Annotated in this window: 20 protein-coding genes; 5 read left to right on the top strand and 15 right to left on the bottom strand. The window is 47.5% G+C overall.

The features are described from left to right. Nucleotides 1-131: 131 nt before the first annotated feature. Nucleotides 132-1,280, bottom strand: a complete 1,149-nt coding sequence (locus KTG12_RS11780; RefSeq protein ID WP_005635451.1) for an AI-2E family transporter — start codon at nt 1,278-1,280, stop codon at nt 132-134. Between the two features lie 89 nt (nt 1,281-1,369). Between KTG12_RS11780 and dacB the strand changes: the two genes are divergently transcribed. Then, the gene (dacB, locus tag KTG12_RS11775) at nt 1,370-2,827 is read left to right on the top strand and encodes a D-alanyl-D-alanine carboxypeptidase/D-alanyl-D-alanine-endopeptidase (RefSeq protein ID WP_005651384.1); all 1,458 of its coding nucleotides are present in this window, start codon (nt 1,370-1,372) and stop codon (nt 2,825-2,827) included. A gap of 54 nt (nt 2,828-2,881) precedes the next feature. Here dacB and KTG12_RS11770 read toward each other — a convergent pair whose 3' ends face one another. From KTG12_RS11770 to KTG12_RS11705, 14 genes are all read right to left on the bottom strand, one after another. After that, nucleotides 2,882-3,595 carry a LytTR family DNA-binding domain-containing protein gene (locus tag KTG12_RS11770; RefSeq protein ID WP_005635454.1) on the bottom strand — a complete coding sequence of 238 codons (714 nt, stop codon included), beginning with the start codon at nt 3,593-3,595 and terminating at the stop codon, nt 2,882-2,884. A 42-nt stretch (nt 3,596-3,637) separates the two neighbouring features. Continuing rightward, nucleotides 3,638-4,705 carry a sensor histidine kinase gene (locus KTG12_RS11765; RefSeq protein WP_371745255.1) on the bottom strand — a complete coding sequence of 356 codons (1,068 nt, stop codon included), beginning with the start codon at nt 4,703-4,705 and terminating at the stop codon, nt 3,638-3,640. 246 nt (nt 4,706-4,951) lie between these two features. Further along, entirely contained in the window at nt 4,952-6,172 is a 1,221-nt protein-coding gene (locus tag KTG12_RS11760) for an ABC transporter permease (RefSeq protein WP_005651391.1), read from the bottom strand. A 109-nt stretch (nt 6,173-6,281) separates the two neighbouring features. After that, nucleotides 6,282-7,022, bottom strand: a complete 741-nt coding sequence (locus tag KTG12_RS11755) for an ABC transporter ATP-binding protein (protein ID WP_022321753.1) — start codon at nt 7,020-7,022, stop codon at nt 6,282-6,284. A gap of 45 nt (nt 7,023-7,067) precedes the next feature. Continuing rightward, complete coding sequence (locus KTG12_RS11750; protein ID WP_022321752.1) at nt 7,068-8,300, bottom strand: efflux RND transporter periplasmic adaptor subunit; 1,233 nt, start codon at nt 8,298-8,300, stop codon at nt 7,068-7,070. A gap of 133 nt (nt 8,301-8,433) precedes the next feature. Continuing rightward, a complete protein-coding gene (locus KTG12_RS11745) occupies nt 8,434-9,789 on the bottom strand; it encodes a TolC family protein (RefSeq protein ID WP_122300432.1) in 1,356 nt (451 codons plus the stop codon). 259 nt (nt 9,790-10,048) lie between these two features. Then, a complete protein-coding gene (locus KTG12_RS11740; protein WP_005635470.1) occupies nt 10,049-10,600 on the bottom strand; it encodes a chromate transporter in 552 nt (183 codons plus the stop codon). Nucleotide 10,601: 1 nt separating this feature from the next. Further along, complete coding sequence (locus KTG12_RS11735; protein WP_005635471.1) at nt 10,602-11,132, bottom strand: chromate transporter; 531 nt, start codon at nt 11,130-11,132, stop codon at nt 10,602-10,604. A gap of 6 nt (nt 11,133-11,138) precedes the next feature. Continuing rightward, nucleotides 11,139-11,417: a type II toxin-antitoxin system YafQ family toxin gene (locus tag KTG12_RS11730; RefSeq protein ID WP_022321747.1), complete on the bottom strand. Its 279-nt coding sequence runs from the start codon at nt 11,415-11,417 to the stop codon at nt 11,139-11,141. Beyond that, nucleotides 11,414-11,608, bottom strand: a complete 195-nt coding sequence (locus KTG12_RS11725; RefSeq protein ID WP_227225855.1) for a hypothetical protein — start codon at nt 11,606-11,608, stop codon at nt 11,414-11,416. The genes KTG12_RS11730 and KTG12_RS11725 overlap by 4 nt, the downstream gene beginning before the upstream one ends. A gap of 74 nt (nt 11,609-11,682) precedes the next feature. Continuing rightward, on the bottom strand, nt 11,683-13,275 hold the full coding sequence (locus KTG12_RS11720) for a S41 family peptidase (RefSeq protein WP_119216515.1): 1,593 nt from the start codon (nt 13,273-13,275) through the stop codon (nt 11,683-11,685). Between the two features lie 12 nt (nt 13,276-13,287). Then, entirely contained in the window at nt 13,288-13,821 is a 534-nt protein-coding gene (coaD, locus tag KTG12_RS11715) for a pantetheine-phosphate adenylyltransferase (protein ID WP_022321745.1), read from the bottom strand. Between the two features lie 22 nt (nt 13,822-13,843). After that, the gene (locus KTG12_RS11710; protein ID WP_005635480.1) at nt 13,844-15,709 is read right to left on the bottom strand and encodes a DNA topoisomerase IV subunit B; all 1,866 of its coding nucleotides are present in this window, start codon (nt 15,707-15,709) and stop codon (nt 13,844-13,846) included. Nucleotides 15,710-15,788: 79 nt separating this feature from the next. Beyond that, nucleotides 15,789-16,928, bottom strand: coding sequence for a hypothetical protein (locus tag KTG12_RS11705; RefSeq protein WP_005635482.1), 1,140 nt, complete (start codon nt 16,926-16,928; stop codon nt 15,789-15,791). Between the two features lie 343 nt (nt 16,929-17,271). Here KTG12_RS11705 and KTG12_RS11700 point away from each other — a divergent pair, with 343 nt between their 5' ends. From KTG12_RS11700 to KTG12_RS11685, 4 genes are all read left to right on the top strand, one after another. Next, nucleotides 17,272-18,585, top strand: coding sequence for a UDP-glucose/GDP-mannose dehydrogenase family protein (locus KTG12_RS11700; protein WP_005635484.1), 1,314 nt, complete (start codon nt 17,272-17,274; stop codon nt 18,583-18,585). A 386-nt stretch (nt 18,586-18,971) separates the two neighbouring features. Beyond that, nucleotides 18,972-19,199: a hypothetical protein gene (locus tag KTG12_RS11695; protein WP_005635486.1), complete on the top strand. Its 228-nt coding sequence runs from the start codon at nt 18,972-18,974 to the stop codon at nt 19,197-19,199. Between the two features lie 16 nt (nt 19,200-19,215). After that, the gene (locus tag KTG12_RS11690) at nt 19,216-20,661 is read left to right on the top strand and encodes a lipopolysaccharide biosynthesis protein (RefSeq protein WP_005635487.1); all 1,446 of its coding nucleotides are present in this window, start codon (nt 19,216-19,218) and stop codon (nt 20,659-20,661) included. A gap of 201 nt (nt 20,662-20,862) precedes the next feature. Then, nucleotides 20,863-21,516: a CatB-related O-acetyltransferase gene (locus KTG12_RS11685; RefSeq protein WP_224204168.1), complete on the top strand. Its 654-nt coding sequence runs from the start codon at nt 20,863-20,865 to the stop codon at nt 21,514-21,516. Nucleotides 21,517-21,518 lie beyond the last annotated feature (2 nt).

Raw genomic sequence — 21,518 nt, 5'->3', positions numbered from 1 at the left:
CCCAGGACCCCATCCTTAAAAGGGATGTGCTCTACCTGCTGAGCTAGCGAATCATCCTGTGCGTTACTTCTGTAATGCGGGTGCAAAGGTAGGGCTTTTTTTTATATATGCAATAGCTGATGCAAGTTTTTTTATTCTTTTGGGAATGTTTTTTTCTTTTGGACCTTTGACAACTCGTGCTTCTCTACAAGAGACTGGTCTTCTTCCATAAGTATAAAACGTTTATAATAAGAGAGAAAGAGAGTTGTCAGGGGGAGAGCGATGATTAAGCCGATAAAACCTAATAAAGTTCCCCAAATGGATAAAGAAAGAAGGATGATGGCCGGATTCAGTCCCATAGCCTTTCCCATAATGCGGGGAGTGAGATACAAGTCTTGTATGCACTGCACGATGCAAAGGACGAGAATTCCCGATCCGAAGATCAGCCAAAAGTTTTCTCCGGTCTCCGCAGCTTTGAGGAGACTCAGCAAGATCATCGGGATGATACCGATCGTTTGCATATAAGGAATGAGGTTGAGGAAACCGATGAATAGCCCTAGGATAACGGCCAGCGGGAAACCGACGATCTTAAATCCGATGGCGAAGAGGATGCCGACACATAAGGCAATCAATGACTGTCCGCGGAAGTAGCGGTTCATACTATATTCGACATCGTCGGCTAGCCCTTGGACAAAGGGGCGGTAACGTTCGGGAATCAGGCGGATCCAACCGTTGACAATCCGTTCATAATCCAACAGGATAAAGATGAAGTAAAGGAAGATTACAAACACGATCGTAATACTGAACAGAATGGAGAAAGTATTGGTCAGTACGATCCACATTTTGGGAGCGATCTGTTTGACCGCCTTTTCTATGTTCTCTTTGCTCAGGAGCTGTGCCAACTGGTCCGGATCGATATTCTTTTCCAGATACTCTGCCCATGACTGCGGAATCATCGGGATATGTCCGTAGCCGCTGTTATGTTCCTGCATCAGTTCCAAAGTCCGGTTGAACTCCTGGGTGACAGAGGGGACGATCACGACACCCACCAGTGAGATCACCAGAAGGGTAGACACGAGAACGGCCAGGATAGACAGCAAACGGCTTTTCAGCTTGACTTTATACTGGAAGAACTTGACGAACGGCTGCATCATATAAGCCAGCAGCCAGGCAATCAGGAATGGTAACAAAGCATTTCGCAGGACGGCGATCAGATAGATAATACCACTGATAACAGCCAGGCCGAACAGAATACGTGCCACCCTGTCGAATGTGAACGGTTTATCAAACAATGGGTTCATATTAAATTCTTATCTTTGCAGGCAAAGATAATGCAAACCGACTTATCTTCGCCTTTATGGCAAAGATAAAATAAAGTTGAATAGAAAGGATGATACGAAACAAAATAGTACTGCTTTGCCTGTTGATTTGCCTTCATTTGCTTGCCGGTGCACAGACTCCCGCCCCCGTCAAATGGTTATTGCAGGCCCCTTATATGCGGGGAGCCTCTTTTTCTCTGGTAGTGAAAGATGTGCAGGAGGGAAGAACGGTCTACAGTTATGATACGGACCGGCTGCAATCGCCCGCTTCGGTGTTGAAGACGGTAGCCACGGCGACAGCGCTTGAGATATTGGGAGAAGACTATCGCTATCCGACCACGTTGGAATATGACGGAATACTGGAAAACGGCACGTTGGAGGGAAACCTCTATATAAAAGGAAGCGGTGATCCCTCCTTGGGCTCTTCGCATTTCGCACCGGGGCAGAACAAGTTTTTGTCAACCTGGATAGCTGCTTTGCAGAAAGCCGGCATCAAGCATATAACAGGATCGGTCATATCGGACGAAAGCATTTTCGACACCGAAGGCGTCTCTATTAAATGGCTCCGGGAAGATATGGGAAATTATTATGCCCCCGGAAGTTATGGTATTTCCATCTTCGACAATATGTATAAGCTATCCTTGCAGACTGGGGCTGCCGGGACGCGGCCGGTCCTAAAGGGGACAGAGCCGGATATCCCTTTTATCCGGTTTAAGAACTACCTGAAAGCCGCTCCGGTTTCTTCGGACAGCGCTTATATTATCGGTGCTCCGCTCGATGACGTGCGCTACCTGTATGGTGTCCTGCCTGCGAACCGGGAGGCGTATGTCTTGAAAGGAGATATCCCCGATCCTGCCTTATATTTGGCACGCTATCTGACGGACCAGCTTCAGCAGAAGGGAATACGGGTGGACGGGTCCCCTTCCTGCTACCGTATCGAGGTGGAGGAAAACCGGTGGAAGAAGGGAGAGAGGAAAGAGATTGTCACGACCTATTCGCCCACGCTGCGGGAGATAGCAAGCATATGCAACCATGTCAGCCATAACCTATATGCGGATGCTTTGGTCAAAACGGTCGGATTGCAATACAAACCGCGAAGGAACGAGATGATCTCCTCGTTTGGTCGTGGTGTGCAGGTCGTGAAAGAATATTGGGAGAAGAAAGGTTTGGATGTCTTTCCGCTCCGGATGAACGACGGCAGCGGCTTGGCTCCGGCAGATAAGGTGTCGGCCGGATTTATGGGAGAGCTGTTGGTTTATATGGCGACGGAATCTGCTGTTTCGGATGCTTTCATAGCCTCTTTACCACAAGCCGGGATAGAGGGATCAGTGCGCAATTTCTTGAAAGGATCGAAGTTGCAGGGAAAAGCCCACCTGAAAAGCGGGGGCATTACGGGTGTCAGGAGCTATGCCGGCTATATCACGAAAGATGGAAAGACGTATGCGGTAGCCGTTTTCTCGAATAACTATTCTTGCCCGATGAGCCGGATGACTAGGGCTTTGGAAAAGTTGCTGTTACAACTTTTTTAATTAATTGAGAATTGGGCTACGCCGTATCATCTTAACAAAGTTAATTGTCCATTGTCAATTGAAATTGAGTGACCGTTGCGCCAGAAATTCGACAAGCCTCGGTTTGTAGTTGTCGGAGATCGGGATATATTCTTTTCCGAACACGATCCGGTTCCGTTCGATCACCTTGATCTTTTCAGGCTGTACGATAAAGGAACGGTGTACGCGGATAAAGCGGCTTGCCGGCAGCATCTCTTCCAGCGACTTCATGCTCATCAGTGAAAGGATGGGATGCGGTTCATCTTCGATAAAAATTTTGACATAGTCTTTCAGCCCTTCGATATAGAGTATTTTGCGCAGTTCGACCTGTACCTGCTTATACTCAGTCTTGATGAAGATCGACTCGATCTCTGCCGCAGGCGCTTGCATATGCTCGTACCATTGCAACGCCTTGTTGGCCGCCTTGAGGAAATCCGGATAACTGATCGGTTTCAGCAGATAGTCGAGGGCGTTCACCTTGTAGCTGTCGAGGGCATACTGTTCGAAAGCCGTCGTAAAGATGATGCGGGTATCTGCCTCCAGTATCCGAGAAAATTCCATGCCGCTCAACTCCGGCATCTGGATATCGAGGAAAAGCAGCTCTACCGGCTGGGCGCTCAATACGGGCAATGCCTCAAGGGCGCTGTTGAACTTTGCCGTGAGGCGGAGGAACGGAGTCTTGTTTACATAACTTTCCAGCAGACTGATGGCCAGTGGTTCGTCATCGATGATTGCACATGTTAACGTCATAATTTGTTGTATTGATGTACCGGACAAAAATACAATAAATCCTTATGCCTGCAATTCTAACAGGCAAACATATTCGTCTCCTTTTTGCCCGTACGTGAAAATATGATGCGACGGATACAGCAATTCCAACCGCCTGCTGAGATTCTGCAGCCCAATGCCGGAACCGCTCTTGTCCTGTCCGTTGTCTTTCGGGAAGTCGCTGTTGCGGATAGAGCAGACGATCCGTGTCCCTTCCTGGTGAATCTTCAGGTCGATAAAAGAAGGTTTGTTGTGGCTTACCCCATGCTTGAAAGCATTTTCGATCAGGGAGATGAAGAGGAGAGGCGCCACCTGAGTTTCTGGTGTGGCAGCCGATATGTCGGTGGTCAGTTTCACATGTTCCGGCAGGCGTATACGCATCAGTTCCACATAGTTCCGGATAAAGTCGAGTTCCTTCTCTAACGGAACCATCGGCTGGCTGCTGTCGTAGAGCACGTAGCGGAGCAGGCGGCTTAGGTCGTGCACGGCTTCTTGCGCTCTTTCTGGGCTGAAAGCGATCAGACTGTAGATGTTGTTTAGTGTGTTGAAGAGAAAATGGGGGTTCAACTGGCTCTTCAGATTCTGCAATTCTGCTTCGGCACGGCTTTTCTCCAACTCCCGGCGGGACGACTCCATCTGATACCAGCTCCCGGTCATCTTGATGGCGACACTTAGCCCTGCCACCAGCATATACAGCATGGCGTTCACCATAAAGAAGCCGACTATCTCCTGCCATTCTCTTTCCGGCCTCGGATGCTCCCATCTGGGATGCGGGAGCAGTTCGAATATCAGATGCACGGCTCCCATCGCGAAAGCGATCAACACGACATTGTACAGAAAGTATTTCCAGGGACGCTTGGCGAACAGGAAATGGTCGATCAGCACGGAATAGTTGGCATAGAATACCAGCATGAACGATAGCGGGACGATTATGGAGCGTATATAGCTCAAGACTGTCACCGTCTGCGATTCGCGTCCGGTGAAGAAGAACGGCAGCCCGAAGAGAATGGCCCAGGCTGCGATATGGATCAGCTTCCCCATGCCTTTGAAGGGGGGAGCCGGTAATGTGTGCATTGTCTCTGTTGTTCCCATTTATGCAAAGATACTGTTTATTATATATCAGAGAAGCATCGGGCATGGAAGAAGTGTTGTTTCTCTGTCGAACGCCAGGCGGCATCGGTCATGGAAGAGACTCTGCGTAGAGCATGCCTAATAGCTATGAGGCATATTGCCTCGTACCTATGAGGTGAGTTGCCTCATATCTTTGAGGTACATTGCCTCATAACTATGAGGCATACTTGACGCAGAGCGTCTTCTTCCCTCGATGCTTCCCGCCTGCTATTCGTAACGTATCGCCTCTATCGGGTCGAGTTGTGCTGCCTTTTTGGCCGGATACCATCCGAAGAATACACCGGTGACAGTACAGACGGCAAACGACAGGATGACGCTCCAGGGCTGGATGTAGATCGGAAAGTGGGCGACTCCGTTCACGACAAGGGCCGCGCCCACTCCAAAGACTACACCTATCAAACCGCCTGTCACACTGATCAGGATGGACTCGATCAGGAACTGTGCCAGGATGTCGATGCCTTTTGCCCCGATACTCATACGGAGGCCGATCTCGCGTGTACGCTCCGTCACGCTGACGTACATGATATTCATGATCCCTATACCGCCTACGAGGAGCGAAATACCCGCCACAGCCGCCAACAGCACGGTCATCATATCCGTAGTGCTTGTCAACATCGTGCTCAACTCCTGCTGACTACGGATGGTAAAATCATCATCGTCACTTTCCTTCAACTTATGGTTGCGGCGGAGTATTTCAGAAATCTCGTCGATGGCCTGGTCGGTGTATTCCTCCTTGAGGGCCGAACAGGTAATGCCTTGCAGATGGGTGATGGCCAGGACCTTTTTCTGAATAGTTGTGTATGGAGCTAAGATTAGGTCGTCCTGGTCCATTCCCATGCTGTTGTATCCTTTGCTTTCCAGCACGCCTACGATGCGGAAAGGTAATTTCTGAAAACGTATGACCTTGCCTACCGGGTTGCTGCCGTCGGGGAAGAGGTTGTCGACGACGGTCTTGCCGACCACGCATACTTTGGCGGCTGTCTGGATGTCCTGTTCGGTGAACATGTCACCGTCCTCGACTTTGTAGCGCCGTATCTCCAGGTAGTCGGGACTGATGCCGTAGACCGTGGTCGGGGCGTTGTTGGCGCCGTAGATCGCCTGCCCGCTGCTGTTGACGGAAGGAGAAACGGCCGAGACAAAGCGTGTTTCGTCCACAATGTCTTCGTAATCCTGTAGTTTCAGGGTTTCCATCGCGGAGGCATCCTGCCGGACACCGCCACGCACGTCGGCGCCCGGGTGTATCATGATCATGTTGGAACCCATCTCACTGATCTGAGCCTGTATGCTTCGCTTCGAGCCTTGTCCGATGGCAAGCATCGTGATCACGGAGGCCACGCCGATGATGATGCCCAGCATCGTGAGGAAGCCGCGCAATTTGTTATTGGCGAGTGCCCGGACGGCTATTTTTATTAGGTTTGTTCCGTTCATTGTTATTGTTGTTTTATAAGTGATTCTTTAAACACCTTTGCCTCCTTCCGCTTGTATCGGATGATTCCGGTATTCGCATAAAGGGCCCCCCCACGGAAGGGTGGCAAGATCAATCGTCATTCTTCGGCAGCCGCGCCAACGCTTCTGCCGCGTTCAGGATATTCCGGTTGACCGTGTCGGAGGTGACATGCCCGTCGCGCAGCGTGATGTTGCGGCTGCTGTACTGGGCGATCTCCGGGTTGTGGGTCACGAATATGATGGTACGTCCCTCGGCATGCAGTTTCTGGAAAAGAACCAGTATCTCGAAAGAGGTACGGGTATCGAGATTTCCGGTCGCTTCATCGGCGAGGATGACGGCGGGGTCGTTTACCAGCGCCCGGGCGATGGCGACACGCTGCATCTGCCCGCCGGACATCTGGTTGCTCTTATGCATCAGGCGGTCGCCCAAACCTACGGCAACCAGCGATTCGACTGCTTTCTTGTGTCGTTCGGCTGCACTGTAGGACGAATTGTACATCAAGGGCAGCTCCACGTTCTCGACCGCTGTCGTCTTAGGCAGCAGGTTGTAGTTCTGGAAGACGAACCCGATTTTGCGGTTGCGCAAGGTGGCGCGGGCGTTCTTACCCATCGTGCGGACCGATGTGCCGTCGAGGTAATATTCTCCGCTGGTCGGTGTATCCAGGCAACCTAACGTGTTCAGCAAGGTACTCTTTCCTGAGCCGGATGTCCCCATGATGGTGACAAATTCGCCTTCGTAGATCGTGAAGGAGACGCCACGCAAGGCATGGACCGTTTCGTCTCCGACCTTGAAGTCACGCTTGATGTTTTCTAATTTGATTATCTCTTTCATATTGTTGTACTCCTTGTTTGGAGGGCAGATATATAAAGCCTGCCCCTACTTGGCACTCTTCTTGTTCTTATTGCTTCCCGGAGGGCCTGGCATGAACGGGCTTCTTTCCGTTTCGGCTTCGGCTGCCGGAGTAATGGAGGAGGCTTCGAGATCGACAGCCAATTCTTCACCTTCGTTCAGGCCGTCGGTTATCTCGATCATGTTTCCGCTGGTGGAACCGACGGTAACGGCTTTCGGCTTCAGCTCCTGCCCGTTCTTGATCCATACGAGACGTTTCCCGGCAGGGGTTTCCTTGCCGGCTTCGGAGACGATGTAGCCCAGTTGCGTCAACATCCCGGCATCCGGTACGAAGCGGAGCGACTTGGTCGGGACTGTCAGCACGTTATCGCGTTCCAGTGTGAAGATCGTCACGTTGGCTGTCAGGCGCGGCTTCAATTTAAGGTCGGGATTATCGGCCGATATCACCACTTCGTAGGTAACGACCGTCGAGGTCGAGGTGGAAGAAGAGCTGCTGGTGCTTTCGCTGTCGCCGAGGCGGATTTGCATGACCGTGCCTTCGAATACGTCGTTCGGGTAGGCGTCGACGGTGAAGGAGACACGTTGCCCATTTTCTACGTTACCTATGTCGGCTTCGTCCACGTCGGCTATCACCTGCATCTTGGTCAGGTCTGCCGCGATGGTGAACAGGGTCGGAGTCTCGAAGCCGGCGGCTACGGTCTGTCCTTCTTCAACGGCACGGTTGATCACGACACCGTCGATCGGGCTGGTGATCGTCGCATATTCGAGGTTGCGGTTCACTTTGACCATTGCCGCTTGGTTTTGTTCGTAGGCGGCTTTTGCTTTCTCATAGTTGTATGTGGACGTTTCATAGTCCGAGTCGCTGATCAGCTTTTTTTCGAAGAGGATCTTGTTGCGGGCGTAATTCTTCTGTTGGTACTCGAATTCGCTTTTGCTGCTTGCCAGCTGTGCCTCGGCGGATGCGAGTTCGGCTTTCAGGTTGACCTTGTCCATTTCGGCGATCAACTGCCCTGCTTTGACCACGTCGTTATAGTCTGCATACAACTTGTCGATGATACCGGACACCTGCGTGCCGACTTCGACTTCCGTTACCGGCTCGACTGTTCCGGTTGCCGTTACCGTGTTCGAAATGGAACTGCGGCCCACTTTGGCGGTTTCGAGCCGGATACCGCCTTTCGACGTTTTGCCTGTGAAGAACCAGATGCCTCCGGCCACGACCAATACGCCTACTATACCGATAATTAGTTTCTTCTTGTTCATATCTATATCTGTTTTTATTTCGTCTTTGTTAGCGGTTCCTTTTGTGAGGCCCCTGCCAGAGTGACTCGAAGCAGGGACCGAAACAAAAAGAGAGTGAATATATTCATTAGCGGTTCACCCCTAATGTCATGTTTCAGAATAAATTGATTTCTTCTCCTTGGTAGAAGCGCAACAAGCCTGCGTTCAGTATGGCCGTGTATTTGGCCTGGAGCGTTTCCTGTTGTGCGCTTAACAGGTTATTTTTTTCCGTGAGCAATTCTACTGTATTTTTCATGCCGACGTTGAATTGTTCGCTGACGAGAGAGTAGCTGGTTTCCGTGCTCTTCAACTTCTGTGAAGCTGCCACGTATTGCTGTTGTGCGCTGTTGGCGGCCAGCCAGAGGTTTTCGATAGTTTTGTAGAGTGTCTTCTTGTTGTCCAGCAGGTCCAGCTGGCTGGTCTGCTTTTGCAGCTTGGCCTTGTTGATGGAGCTTTTCGTCTGCCGCTTGTCGAAGATGGGGATGCTGAGGGTCAGTCCCAGCGAGTTGTTCCAGTTCTGCTTGACCTGTTCGCTGAAGCTGAAGTCGCTGCCGTTGGCATTCGTGCTTCCGATGCCTGCGCTGAGGTTTAAGGTCGGGAGATATCCTGCACGTGCCATCTTGATGCTCAGGTCCGAGCTCTCCACGTTCAGCTTTCCTGCTTCTATTTCGGGACGCAGGCTGAGGGCGGTGTTGTAGACATCGTCTTTTTCGGGAAGCGGGATCAGGACGTTGCTGTCGCTCAGTTGCGGCAGGTAGAGGTCCATTTCGATGTCCCCGTCCAGTTCGAGAAGCTGTTTCAATTGCAACTTATAATCCTGCAGGGTAGCCTGGGAGGTCACCAGCTGGTAGTTGTCGCTGCTGACCTGCGCTTCCAGTTGGGCGAGATCGCTTGAGGCGATACTGCCGACGTTGAACAATTCCTGTCCCCGTTCAAACTCTTTCCGGCTTACTTCAAGTGTCGATTCGTTTACTTTGACAGCTTCGGCCGAGTAGAGGATCTGTACATACAGTTGGGTGATACTTTCCTCGATCGAGTTTTCGCTTTCGTCCACGTTCAGTTCGGCGATGCGGTTGTTCAGCTTCTGTTGCTTGACGGTGTTCACCCGTTTGCTGCCGTTATACACGGTCCAGTTGGCGTCGATGCCGTAGCTGCCGTTGTACGAGGTTTTGCTTTCGCTTGTCGTGATGTTATCGCCGCTGATGATGGTGCCTCTTGCACTGTTCGGGCGGTTGACGACGCGCTGGCTGATGTTCCCGCTCAAGGAAGGCAGGAAATCCGCCTTGGCTGTCTTTACGTCTTCTTGGGCACTCTCGGCGCTGATGCGGTTCCGCTGTATGGTGATGTTATGCTCCAGGGCGTAATCGATACAATCGCGAAGCGTCCATTGTTTGGGTGTGTCTTCCTCCGCATTCATCCCGGTGGGCAGGAGAAGCAGGCAGGAGAGGAGTAGGGAAGAAATCTGTTTCATGATGCTTTCGTTTTGTAACCTGACAATCTTTTTACCTTTTTTCGAAAGCAAAACTACAACAGGATGAAAGCCTACACAATCAGATTAGAAAAAGAGGAGCGTTTCCTCGACAAAGAAGGACTTTCTATCGATGAAAGCCTGACTTGAAATAAGGGTGTTTTTTGAGAGAAAGCCCTGAATATTGATTGTGGAAGTCCAGGTTTTTTACTCTGAAGGTCCTGACTTCTTGTTACGAAAGTCTTGACTTTTGCGGTAAAATTTACCAATAGAGAACTATCCCGGCGATTCCTGCCAGGATAATCATCAGGATCGGGTTGATCTTGAACTTCCAGGTGAGGATGAACGCAGCCCCGAAGATCAGGAAACTTTTATAGTCGATGAAGTTCTCGCTATTCATCAATAGCAAAGCCGCTGCCGCAATCAGGCCGACCGTAGCCGGACGGAGGCCGTAGAACGCGGCTGCTACATATTTGTTGTTCCTGAATTTGGCAAAGGCGTATGAGATGGCCAGCACTAGCAGGAAAGAGGGCAGGCAGACGGCAAATGTCGTCAGGCAGGAGCCTAATACGGCCATCGCGGGCGAATAGCCGGCATTGTGGATGGCTGTATATCCGATGTAGGTGGCGCTGTTGATCCCGATCGGCCCGGGGGTCATCTGCGAGATGGCGACGATATCCGTAAATTCCTGTGACGAAATCCATCCGTAGCGGTCCACCACGTCTGCCTGTATCAGGGAGAGCATCGCATAGCCGCCACCGAAACCGAATATCCCGATTTTCAGATATACATAGAATAATTGCAACCAGATCATATCAGTCTTTCTTTATTTTCAGTCCGTAAACAAGTCCTCCTATGATAGCCGCCAGAATAATCCACACAGGAGACAACCCTCCCTGCCAGATCAGCAGTGCGGCAGCGATAGGGATAACCAGCTCTTTGTAACTCATCTTGATCGAACGTGCCGTTGTCAGGCAAGGCACGGCAATCAGGGCGACGACCGCCGGACGCAATCCTTTGAACGCCTTCTCTACCCATACGTTGTCCTGCACGTGTGTAAAGAACAGCGCGATAGCCAGAATGATGAAGAAGGAGGGAAGGATGCTTCCCAAAGCGCAAACAATACCACCCGGCACTTTTTTCAGTTTATATCCTACAAAAATAGAGATGTTCACGGCGAAAATGCCGGGCAAGGACTGGGCTACGGAGAAGAGGTCGATGAAATCTTCCTTCGAAAGCCATCCTTTATCTACCACTTCCCGCTGTATCAGGGGCAGCATCGCATATCCTCCCCCGATAGTGAAAGTCCCTATTTTGACGAATGTCAGAAAAAGTGTCCAGTACATAATCCTTTAGAATAAATCTGAATGTGTTCCGGTTGAGGTTAATATCAAAATGAGTTCATCATCGTTTTGCTCCCATATTAATAACCAATCGCCTTTAATATGGCATTCCCAATAGTTAGCATAATTACCACTTAGTTTGTGGGCACGATATTGTTTTGGTAATGTCCCGTTCAATTTGAGTTGCTCTATTACAGTATAGAGGAGGCTAAGTTTTAGTTCCCTCTTCTTACATATTTCCAAGTCCTTTTCAAATCGTTTAGTGATTAGGATCGTGTATGAACTCATAATCCCATCATTTGTTTTAATTCATCCGTAGAAACTTCGCGAACACGCCCGGCTTTGATATCGGCAATGCCTTCATCAAGACTTTTCTGAGTTTTTGTGTGTTTGGTTGTCAGAGTCCATCCGAATTTCTTCGCTATTGTCTTAATGAAAGACAATTCCGAATCCGGCAAAGTAAGTTCTATCGTTTTCATCGTTGTGTCCATCTTTTGTGTTCCTTTCTTTTCGTTGATGAATACAAATATAGGAAGTATTATCGATAATAGGTTTACCGTCCCAATTCTTTTTTGTACCGCTGTTCGTCGTTGATGAGGCGCAAGGCTTCCTGGAAGCTTTCGTTGTCGTCGTTGATGACCTGGAAGTATTCGGCCATATCATACAGGTCGCGTGCGATAAGCGCCTTGATCTGGAGCATGATGAGCGGCTTGGAACGGTTGTATTGCTCTTCGTTGAATTCGATCTTGTCGTCTTTAGCCAGTGTGACCAGTTCTTGCATTATGTCGTCTGTCACGTTGAAGTTCTGTTTGTATTGGGCGAACTTCGGATATTTCTTGTTCAGTTCGGCACGATGGCGGTCCAGATAATTCATGGCGATGCGGTTCACCAGGCCGGCCGCTACGACGTTACGGTGATAGTCCGTGTAGCGCGACGTGTCGACCGGGATAAAGACATCCGGCATGATACCGCCGCCGCCATACACGATGCGTTTCGTCTCCAGCGTATTGTACTTCATCGAATCGGGGAAATGGATGCTATCCGCACTCATCAGTTCGCCCCGGTTGTAGCGGTCGATCAAGTCATGGTTGTATTGCTCCTGGTTGCCGTTGACATACGGTTTCTGGATAGAACGGCCTGTAGGCGTATAATAGCGGGCAACCGTCAGGCGGATCATTGAGCCGTCAGGCATCGGGATCGGTTTCTGTACCAGCCCTTTTCCGAACGTACGGCGGCCTACGACCACGCCACGGTCCCAATCCTGCACCGCACCGGAAAGGATTTCACTGGCGGATGCGGATGTTTCGTCTACCAGCACAACCAAACGTCCTTCTTCAAACCCTCCGCGGGCCGAAGACTTGGCTTCCTCGCGCGGTTGTTTGTTTCCTTCGGTATAAACGATCAGCTTGTCCTTGCCTAAGAACTCGTCGGCCAGGTCGATCGCGATATTCAGATATCCCCCGCCGTTCCCCTGCAAGTCGAGGATCAGGTTCTTCATTCCCTGTTTCTTCAGTTTCTCCAGTGCTTCCCGGAATTCGTCGGCCGACGAAGCGGCAAAGCGGTTCAGCTTGATGTATCCGGTAGCCTTATCCGCCATGTAAGCGGCATCCAGGCTGTATACCGGAATCTTTCCACGTGTGATCTTGAACTCGATCAGGTCGGGCACTCCGCCGCGCAGGACCTTTACCCGCACTTCCGTATTCTTCGGACCGCGCAGGCGTTTCATCACATCCGTATTCTTCATCTTGACGCCGGCAATCAGCGTGTCGTCCACCATGATGATGCGGTCGCCAGCCATCAGGCCGACCTTTTCCGAAGGCCCGCCGGGAATTACCTGGATCACGTATAAAGTATCCGTCAGCATATTGAACTGGATGCCGATCCCGTCGAAGTTACCTTGCAACGGTTCCGTCATCTCTTTCGTCTCTTCCGGGTCCGTATAGGTAGAGTGAGGGTCCAGCTTTTCCAGCATGCCGACGATGGCGTCCTCCACCAACTTCGTTTCGCTTGTAGAGTCTACATATAGGTTGGAGATGGCATACAGGGCCAACTGGAGCTTGCGGGCATCTATGTTGTTACCGCGCTGTGCCGACATCGAGGCGGCAAATACACTCAATATAAGGAGTGGAAGTAAAATTCGTTTCATTGTTTTTATTTTTTAATAAAGGTTTGTCCCTTTCGGCACAAACTGGGAAATATCTTTGCCGTAACGCAGCAACTCCCGCACGATGCTGGAGCTGATATGCGTATGTTCCGGTTCCGTAAAAAGAATAAATGTCTCGATCCCGCTCAGCTTGCGGTTTACATCGGCTATGCTCTTTTCATATTCGAAATCGTTCACCGTACGAATACCGCGCAGGATAAACCCGGCATTCATCTGTTGGGCGAAATCGACCGTCAGGGAGTCGTACGACATGACCCGTACGCGCGGTTCGTCCTTGTAGAGCTCTTGGATCGCCTCCAGCCGTTTCTCCAGTGAGAAATAGGTTCGTTTCGTGTCGTTGATACCGATCGAAATGATGATCTCGTCCACCAGTTCGAGTCCTCGGCTTACCAGCGATTCGTGCCCGATCGTGAAAGGATCGAACGTTCCGGGGAAAAGAGCGATCCTTTTTAATGGACAACTGGCAATTGACAATTGACAATTATCGGTCGATTCCTGTCCCTCCCCTGTTTTTATCGTATTATCCATATTCTCAATTTATTGTCAATTATCAATTGATAACGTCTTCTTCTACAACTAAGTTATCTATGATAAAGTTCTGTCGTTCCATCGTATTCTTGCCCATATAGAACTCCAGCATATCTTTCACAAGGTCCTCTTTCTTCATGGTTACCGGGTCCAGGCGGATATCCTTTCCGATAAAATGCTTGAACTCATCCGGTGAGATCTCTCCCAAACCTTTGAACCGGGTGATCTCGGCGTTTTTTCCGGCGGCAGCGATTGCGTTCACACGCTCTTCTTCGCTGTAGCAATACCAGGTCTTCTGCTTGTTGCGTACACGGAACAGTGGTGTTTGCAGGATATAGACATGGTTCCGCTTGATCAGGTCCGGGAAAAACTGGAGGAAGAAGGTGATCAGCAGTAGGCGGATATGCATACCGTCCACATCGGCATCGGTCGCAATGATCACCTTATTGTAACGTAAGCCTTCCAATCCATCCTCTATGTTCAATGCAGCCTGTAGCAAATTGAATTCTTCGTTTTCGTATACGATCTTCTTCGTCAGTCCGAAACTGTTTAACGGTTTGCCGCGAAGGCTGAATACCGCTTGCAGGTTCGGATCGCGGCTTTTCGTAATAGAACCGCTTGCCGAGTCTCCCTCGGTGATGAAGATGCAACTGTCTTCCAGATTGTCGCCTTTCGTGTCGTTTAGGTGAATACGGCAGTCGCGCAATTTTTTGTTGTGCAGGTTCGCCTTCTTTGCCCGTTCGCGGGCCAGCTTGGTCACACCGGCAATCGCTTTGCGTTCTTTCTCCGATTCCTGGATCTTACGCAGCAGGGCGTCCGATGTCTCTGCGTTCTTGTGCAAGTAGTTGTCCAATTCCTTCTTGATGAAGTCCCCGACAAACTTGCCGACCGAAGGTCCGTCCGGTCCCATGTCTTTCGAGCCTAACTTGGTCTTTGTCTGGCTTTCGAACACCGGTTCTTCCACCTTGATGCTGATGGCTGCCACCACGCCGGCGCGAATGTCCGAGTATTCGAAGTTCTTGTTGTAATATTCCTTTATGACACGTCCCAACGCTTCGCGGAAGGCGGAAAGGTGCGTACCTCCCTGTGTTGTATGTTGGCCGTTGACGAACGAGTAATATTCTTCTCCGTACTGGTTACTGTGGGTAATGACCACTTCTATGTCTTCTCCCTTCAGGTGGACGATCGGATATAAAGGCTCTGTCGTCATGTTCTCGTTCAGCAGGTCCACAAGGCCGTTGCGTGAATGGAACTTCTTGCCGTTGAAGACAATTGTCAGTCCGGAGTTGAGGAACACGTAATTCTTCAGCAGACTCTCGATATATTCGTCTTTATACTGGTAATCCTTGAATATCTCTTTGTCCGGGATGAAATAGGTGAGCGTCCCGTTTGCCTCCTCCGTCGGGCAGATCGGGGCTTCCTCCGTGATGACTGCCTTGTTGTATTCTACCCGCTTGCATTCGCCGTCCCGGTAACTGGTGATCAGGAAATAGCTGCTCAACGCATTTACGGCTTTGATTCCGACTCCGTTCAATCCGACTGACTTTTTGAAAGCCTTGCTATCGTACTTTGCTCCGGTATTCATCTTGCTGGAGACATCGACTACCTTGCCCAGCGGAACGCCGCGGCCATAGTCGCGTACGGAGACGGTGCCTTCTTCGACGGTCACTTCTATGGTTTTACCGTAACCCATCATATATTCGTCGATGGAGTTATCCAGCACCTCTTTCAGCAATACATAAATACCGTCATCGGCATAACTACCGTCTCCTAATTTCCCGATATACATACCGGGACGGCGACGGATATGTTCCATCCAGTCAAGCGTCTTGATATCGTCATCGTTGTACGCTGTCGGCTGTTGCATTGTTGAATTTAGTTCGTCCATTTTGAAAATTGAAAGTTGAAAATTGAAAGTTGAAAATTGAAAGACTGGGAATAAAAGAATAAAGAATCACTTTCCCCTTTCAACTCTTCCCTTTCAACTGTTTAATGTATGCTCTTCTTGTCTTGTGATGCTCGCGTTTGAAGTAATCCCACTGTGCCTGTACGGCATTGTTCGTTTCCAGTTCCGGATTGCTTTCCGCATAAATAGCTCCGACACTCTTGTAAACAGGTATCAGGTCGTTGAACAGCAATGCGTTCACGCCTTTGCTCTGATATTCCGGCAAGACCCCCGTCAGGTAGAGGTCGATCACTTTCGGCTTGCTCTTCAAAGCCTTCAGCAGATAAATCCAACCGAACGGGAAAAGATGCCCTTTCGCTTTCTGCATAGCCTTGGACAGGTTGGGAAGCGAGATTCCGAAACCGACCACTTCGTCGTCTTCCTCACGGACGATAAGCGTCACCAGGTCGTAGCGAAGCATCGGAATGTACATATTGATGTAGTAGTCGATCTGCTTTTGAGTCAGACGTGCGAAGCCGTATAACGGCGCGTACGACTCGTTTAATGTCCGGAACACCTTCTGCGCGTACGGCATGATCGATTTCGCGTTCTTAAACTTCATAACCTTCAGTCCGTATTTCTTCTTTACGATCTCGCCGATACGCAGATGTTTTTCCGGTACTCCGTCCGGTATATAGATTTTGAACTCATGCCAGTCCTGGTCTTTTGTATATCCCATACGTTCCATTTGCTTCGGATAGTAAGGATAATTGTAGATGGTCGCCATCGTCCCGATCTGGTCGAATCCCTCTATCAGCATTCCTTCGTGATCCATATCGGTAAATCCCATCGGCCCTTGCAGTGCCTCCATGCCTTGTCCTACCGCCCATTTTTCTACAGCACCGAACAGGGCATCCACCACTTCGGCATCGTCAATGAAGTCTACGAACCCGAAACGTGCATATTTCTGGTTCCATGTCTCGTTGCTCCGGCGGTTGATCATTCCTGCGATGCGTCCCACAACCTTTCCGTCTTTGTATGCTAAAAAGTAGATCGCATCACACACTTCGAACGCCGGATTCTTCTTTTTATCCAACGTCACCATCTCTTCTTCGATCAGGCCGGGCACATGATACGGGTTGCCTTTATATAATTCGATATTGAACTTTACGAACTTTTTGAGTTCCTTCTTACTGGTAACTTCTTTAATTACTACGCTCATCGGTCATTTAGTTTGAACGGCAAATTTACACAATTAATTCATTTTTAGTGCCGGTTGGCAAGAAGAAAATGTTTTCTCTCCTTGAGCCCATAAAATCTTTGGCGTCTATTTTGCATCGGAATTGAAACGGATCGTAATGGTTTGTCGATGGAATGAAAGGGATTGTGCTTTTATATCTGTATTGTCCTTTTGTACAAATAACTCGATTTTAAGGTGTGTAATGATTCCAATTTCTTATCTTTGTGGCGTTTTCGTTGTTCCTTGTGTGGGAGTGACGGACCTTTGTGTATCCGAAACTTTATTTGGAAACACTTAATCGTAACTTTTATTTGATTATAAAATCATGAAAATAGCTATCGTCGGGACAGGTTATGTGGGGCTTGTCACCGGTACTTGTTTTGCAGAAATGGGAACCGAAGTTTTCTGCGTCGACGTAAATGCCGAAAAGATCACAAACCTGAAACAAGGTATCATCCCTATCTACGAACCCGGCCTTGAAGAGATGGTTCACCGCAACCAGCAAGCCGGCCGTCTCCATTTCACAACCGATTTGACAGAATGCCTGAACGAGGTCGAAGTCCTCTTCAGCGCCGTAGGTACTCCGCCCGACGAAGACGGTAGTGCCGACTTGAAGTATGTGCTCGAAGTAGCCCGTACCGTCGGTCGCAACATGACCAAACATCTCCTTGTCGTGACGAAGAGCACCGTTCCGGTAGGCACGGCCCGTAAAGTCCGTGAGACGATCCAGGAAGAACTGGATAAACGGGGTTTGCCGCTTGAGTTCGATGTTGCTTCGAATCCTGAATTTCTGAAAGAAGGTGCGGCCATCAAGGACTTTATGAGTCCGGATCGTGTGGTCGTCGGTGTCGAATCCGAACGTGCAAAGGAGTTGATGACCCGCTTGTACCGTCCGTTCCTGTTGAACAACTTCCGTGTGATTTTCATGGATGTACCATCCGCCGAGATGACGAAATATGCGGCCAATGCCATGCTGGCTACCCGTATCAGCTTTATGAACGATGTGGCGAACCTCTGTGAGATTGTCGGTGCCGATGTGAATATGGTGCGTAAGGGGATCGGCTCGGATGCCCGTATCGGCAACCGTTTCCTGTATGCCGGTATCGGCTATGGAGGTTCCTGTTTCCCAAAAGATATAAAAGCGTTGATCAAAACAGCCAAGTCGAACGGTTACCGGATGCGTATCCTAGAAGCGGTCGAGGCGGTCAACGAAGAGCAGAAATCCATCTTGTTCCGCAAGTTGGACGATTATTTCAAGGGTGATCTGAAAGGTAAACGTATCGCTATGTGGGGCCTGGCCTTCAAGCCGGAAACCGACGATATGCGCGAAGCCCCTTCTCTGGTCTTGATTGATAAATTATTGGCTTCCGGTTGTGAAGTGTATGTCTACGATCCAGTCTCGATGGAAGAAACCCGTCGTCGTTTGGGAGACACCATCCACTATGCCAAAGACATCTATGACGCGGTAGTGGATGCCGACGCCCTCCTGCTCGTGACGGAATGGAAAGAATTCAGGATGCCTTCCTGGTCGGCCGTCAAAAAACTGATGGCAACCCCGCTGATCTTGGATGGCCGGAACATTTATGATGTGAAGGAGTTGGAGGAGAATGGCTTTGTTTATCATTGCATAGGGAGATAGATAAGATTATCCAATCTTTTTGGAATCAAATCAATAATAAATAGAAAGTAAGCGACAACCCGCTTTTTCATCGTCAGGTTTATACCTTTTCTATTGAAGAAAAAGACGCCGTAGCTATTGAAGGGAGCATCAGTGATCTGTGTAATGCGATTGTGTTTAAAATGTTTGTATTATTTGGGAGTGTCTTATCACCCCAAAGAACATCAAACAGTATATGAGTGACTTGGTTGAATATGGTCTGTTAATCCCTTTAATCCCGGATAATCCGGGCCATTCGAACCAAAAGTTTGTATCAGTCGGATAATATTTATTCTGTCCTGACTTCGCTTAATTATGAAGAGTGGATTGAGATTGGAGAAAGGAAAATCGGAGGAATGTAAGGAATAATGCAAAGATCAAAATTAATACATAAAGTCAGTAATTTGCTTCACCCAATAGCACCTGAAGTGGATATCAATTTTTATGGTTCGCAAGCTAAGGAGAATGTAGGGCTGGATTCGGATATCGGCTTGCTGATCCTTGTCGATAAAGAAAAATTGTCTTATGATGCGGAAATATTTGATGCGTTAAGCCATCAATCAGAAGAGTTTATTTCTGCTATTGAAAATTTTTAAAGGAATGAAATAATAAATGGCAGAACAAACTCTGAAAGAAAAAACAGCCAAGGGACTTTTCTGGGGAGGGCTGAGTAATGGGGTACAACAGGTGTTGAACTTGGTGTTTGGTCTTATGTTGGCCCGTATTCTGGATGCATCCGACTACGGAATGGTTGGAATGTTGGCAATCTTTAGCGCGATTGCTTCAACGATTCAAGAAAGCGGCTTTACTGCAGCACTTACAAATCAAAAGGAAATACGGCATGAGGATTATAATGCCGTATTTTGGTTTAGTACGCTAACAGGAGTATTGTTCTATTTGATCCTTTTCTTTTGTGCACCGTTGATCGCCCAATTTTATGATAAACCGGAATTAATAGGTTTGTCTCGTATTGTCTTTTTAAGTTTTCTATTTGGAGGCTTTGGAATTGCATCGAATGCTTATATGTTTAAGATGTTGATGGTTAAAGAGAAGGCAAAGATTGATATCATATCGTTAATCTGCTCAGGAACTATCGGAGTCATATTAGCTTTAAACGGATTTGCTTATTACGGATTGGCGATACAAACGACAACTTATATAGGAATCAGTTCGTTGTTGAAACTATATTTTGCACCGTGGAAACCTACATTTCAGATAAATTTTAGCCCTCTGAAATCAATGTTTGGCTTTGGCTCAAAATTGATATTGACAAATATTTTTACACAGATAAGCAACAATGTCTTTTCTGTTGTTTTAGGGAAATTTTATACCCCACAGCAGTTGGGCTTTTATTCACAGGGGCAGAAATGGATGGGAATGGGGCACCAATTAATAGGTGGAATGATTAATGGAGTAGCACAGCCAGTGTTAGTTCAGGTAATGGATGATAAGGAAAGACAAGTGCTTGTTTTTAGAAAGATGGTTCGTTTTGGCGCATTTATTTCTTTTCCGGCCATGTTGGGATTAGCCTTTGTTGCAAAAGAATTTGTATGGATTTTATTAGGAGAAAAGTGGTTGGACAGCGTACCTTTTCTTCAGTTGTTTTGTTTTTGGGGAGCAATAGGATATTTATCTCAGTTGTATGTGAATGTATTGATGATTTATTCTCGATCAGATATTTATTTATTGGGAATGGTTCTTATAGGTATATTCCAGATATTGATAATTGGGGTGTTATATCCTTTTGGCATATTTAATATGGTAATTGGATATATAGGAATTTATTTCCTTAGTCTTTTCTTTTGGCATCATTATGTGAAGAAGATTCTACCAATAAGATTTATTTTCATATGTAAAGATGTCTTATCTTATTTGATTATTAGCGTTCTACTTTTTGTACTGCTAAGTTATATATTAAGTGGAATGACTAATTTATATATTCTTTTGTTTGCAAAGATTTTTTTATATACTATTTTTTATATTCTATCATTAAGATTGTTAGGATCTAAAATATTCGAAGATTGTTTGGAATTTGTAAAAAGCAAAATGCTATGTTAAAAATATCAGTGGTGTTGTGTACATATAATGGTGAAAAATATTTTAAGAGAACAATTAGATTCTATTATAAATCAGACATATCCTATTTATGAGATTTTTTATGCCTTTTTTGCTTATAGAGATTGTGGGGTTTCTGTATAGTTTTACGTATTGATTTCGTATATTATGTTAGTAAAAATATATAAAAAAATACCTTCTAGATTGAGAAGTAAGATTTATGATATTTTTCTAAGTAATATTTTGTTGTATTATAGAAAAACATCTGTTTCGTTATATTTTCATAATAAGAGTTGGCGACGTTTGAATAGGCATAATAGTACTTATTTATGTGGAAATTATCCATTTGGAATGATATCAGTGGGAAATTATACTTATGGAAAGATTGATATAAATTTTTTCACAAATAAGGAAAAGCTAATTATTGGAAACTTTTGTTCTATTGCAGATGGTGTTAAATTTGTTACAGGAGGGAATCATTTTGCGGATAGATTATTGACATTCCCAGTAGGAAGTATTTATAATATAGGAAAGGATGATGGATATACAAAAGGGCCAATAATAGTGGAAGATGATGTTTGGATTGCAACTAATGCTTTGATTTTATCAGGAGTGACAATTGGACGTGGTGCTATAGTTGCTGCAGGAGCGGTTGTTGTAAAAGATGTTCCACCATATGCAATTGTTGGTGGAAATCCTGCAAAAATATTGAAATATAGATTCCCCTTAGAAATAAGAGAATCTTTGATGAAGATGGATTTCTCTTTGTTGACGAAAGAATATATAGAACAGAACATAGATTTTTTTTATTCCTATATTTCAGTAGAATCTAAATGGTTTACAAATTTGTGTAAATGAAA

The organism is Parabacteroides sp. MSK.9.14 (assembly GCF_019041495.1).
Lineage (GTDB): Bacteria > Bacteroidota > Bacteroidia > Bacteroidales > Tannerellaceae > Parabacteroides > Parabacteroides merdae.
The sequence above is the reverse complement of the archived record's forward strand: the minus strand, read 5'-3'. Positions and strand labels throughout refer to the sequence as shown.

Bases quoted from the DNA above. Each gene is read 5' to 3' on its own strand.
- KTG12_RS11780 (WP_005635451.1), bottom strand. From the start codon at position 1,280: ATGAACCCATTGTTTGATAAACCGTTCACATTCGACAGGGTGGCACGT.
- dacB (WP_005651384.1), top strand. From the start codon at position 1,370: ATGATACGAAACAAAATAGTACTGCTTTGCCTGTTGATTTGCCTTCAT.
- KTG12_RS11770 (WP_005635454.1), bottom strand. From the start codon at position 3,595: ATGACGTTAACATGTGCAATCATCGATGACGAACCACTGGCCATCAGT.
- KTG12_RS11765 (WP_371745255.1), bottom strand. From the start codon at position 4,705: ATGGGAACAACAGAGACAATGCACACATTACCGGCTCCCCCCTTCAAA.
- KTG12_RS11760 (WP_005651391.1), bottom strand. From the start codon at position 6,172: ATGAACGGAACAAACCTAATAAAAATAGCCGTCCGGGCACTCGCCAAT.
- KTG12_RS11755 (WP_022321753.1), bottom strand. From the start codon at position 7,022: ATGAAAGAGATAATCAAATTAGAAAACATCAAGCGTGACTTCAAGGTC.
- KTG12_RS11750 (WP_022321752.1), bottom strand. From the start codon at position 8,300: ATGAACAAGAAGAAACTAATTATCGGTATAGTAGGCGTATTGGTCGTG.
- KTG12_RS11745 (WP_122300432.1), bottom strand. From the start codon at position 9,789: ATGAAACAGATTTCTTCCCTACTCCTCTCCTGCCTGCTTCTCCTGCCC.
- KTG12_RS11740 (WP_005635470.1), bottom strand. From the start codon at position 10,600: ATGATCTGGTTGCAATTATTCTATGTATATCTGAAAATCGGGATATTC.
- KTG12_RS11735 (WP_005635471.1), bottom strand. From the start codon at position 11,132: ATGTACTGGACACTTTTTCTGACATTCGTCAAAATAGGGACTTTCACT.
- KTG12_RS11730 (WP_022321747.1), bottom strand. From the start codon at position 11,417: ATGAGTTCATACACGATCCTAATCACTAAACGATTTGAAAAGGACTTG.
- KTG12_RS11725 (WP_227225855.1), bottom strand. From the start codon at position 11,608: ATGAAAACGATAGAACTTACTTTGCCGGATTCGGAATTGTCTTTCATT.
- KTG12_RS11720 (WP_119216515.1), bottom strand. From the start codon at position 13,275: ATGAAACGAATTTTACTTCCACTCCTTATATTGAGTGTATTTGCCGCC.
- coaD (WP_022321745.1), bottom strand. From the start codon at position 13,821: ATGGATAATACGATAAAAACAGGGGAGGGACAGGAATCGACCGATAAT.
- KTG12_RS11710 (WP_005635480.1), bottom strand. From the start codon at position 15,709: ATGGACGAACTAAATTCAACAATGCAACAGCCGACAGCGTACAACGAT.
- KTG12_RS11705 (WP_005635482.1), bottom strand. From the start codon at position 16,928: ATGAGCGTAGTAATTAAAGAAGTTACCAGTAAGAAGGAACTCAAAAAG.
- KTG12_RS11700 (WP_005635484.1), top strand. From the start codon at position 17,272: ATGAAAATAGCTATCGTCGGGACAGGTTATGTGGGGCTTGTCACCGGT.
- KTG12_RS11695 (WP_005635486.1), top strand. From the start codon at position 18,972: ATGCAAAGATCAAAATTAATACATAAAGTCAGTAATTTGCTTCACCCA.
- KTG12_RS11690 (WP_005635487.1), top strand. From the start codon at position 19,216: ATGGCAGAACAAACTCTGAAAGAAAAAACAGCCAAGGGACTTTTCTGG.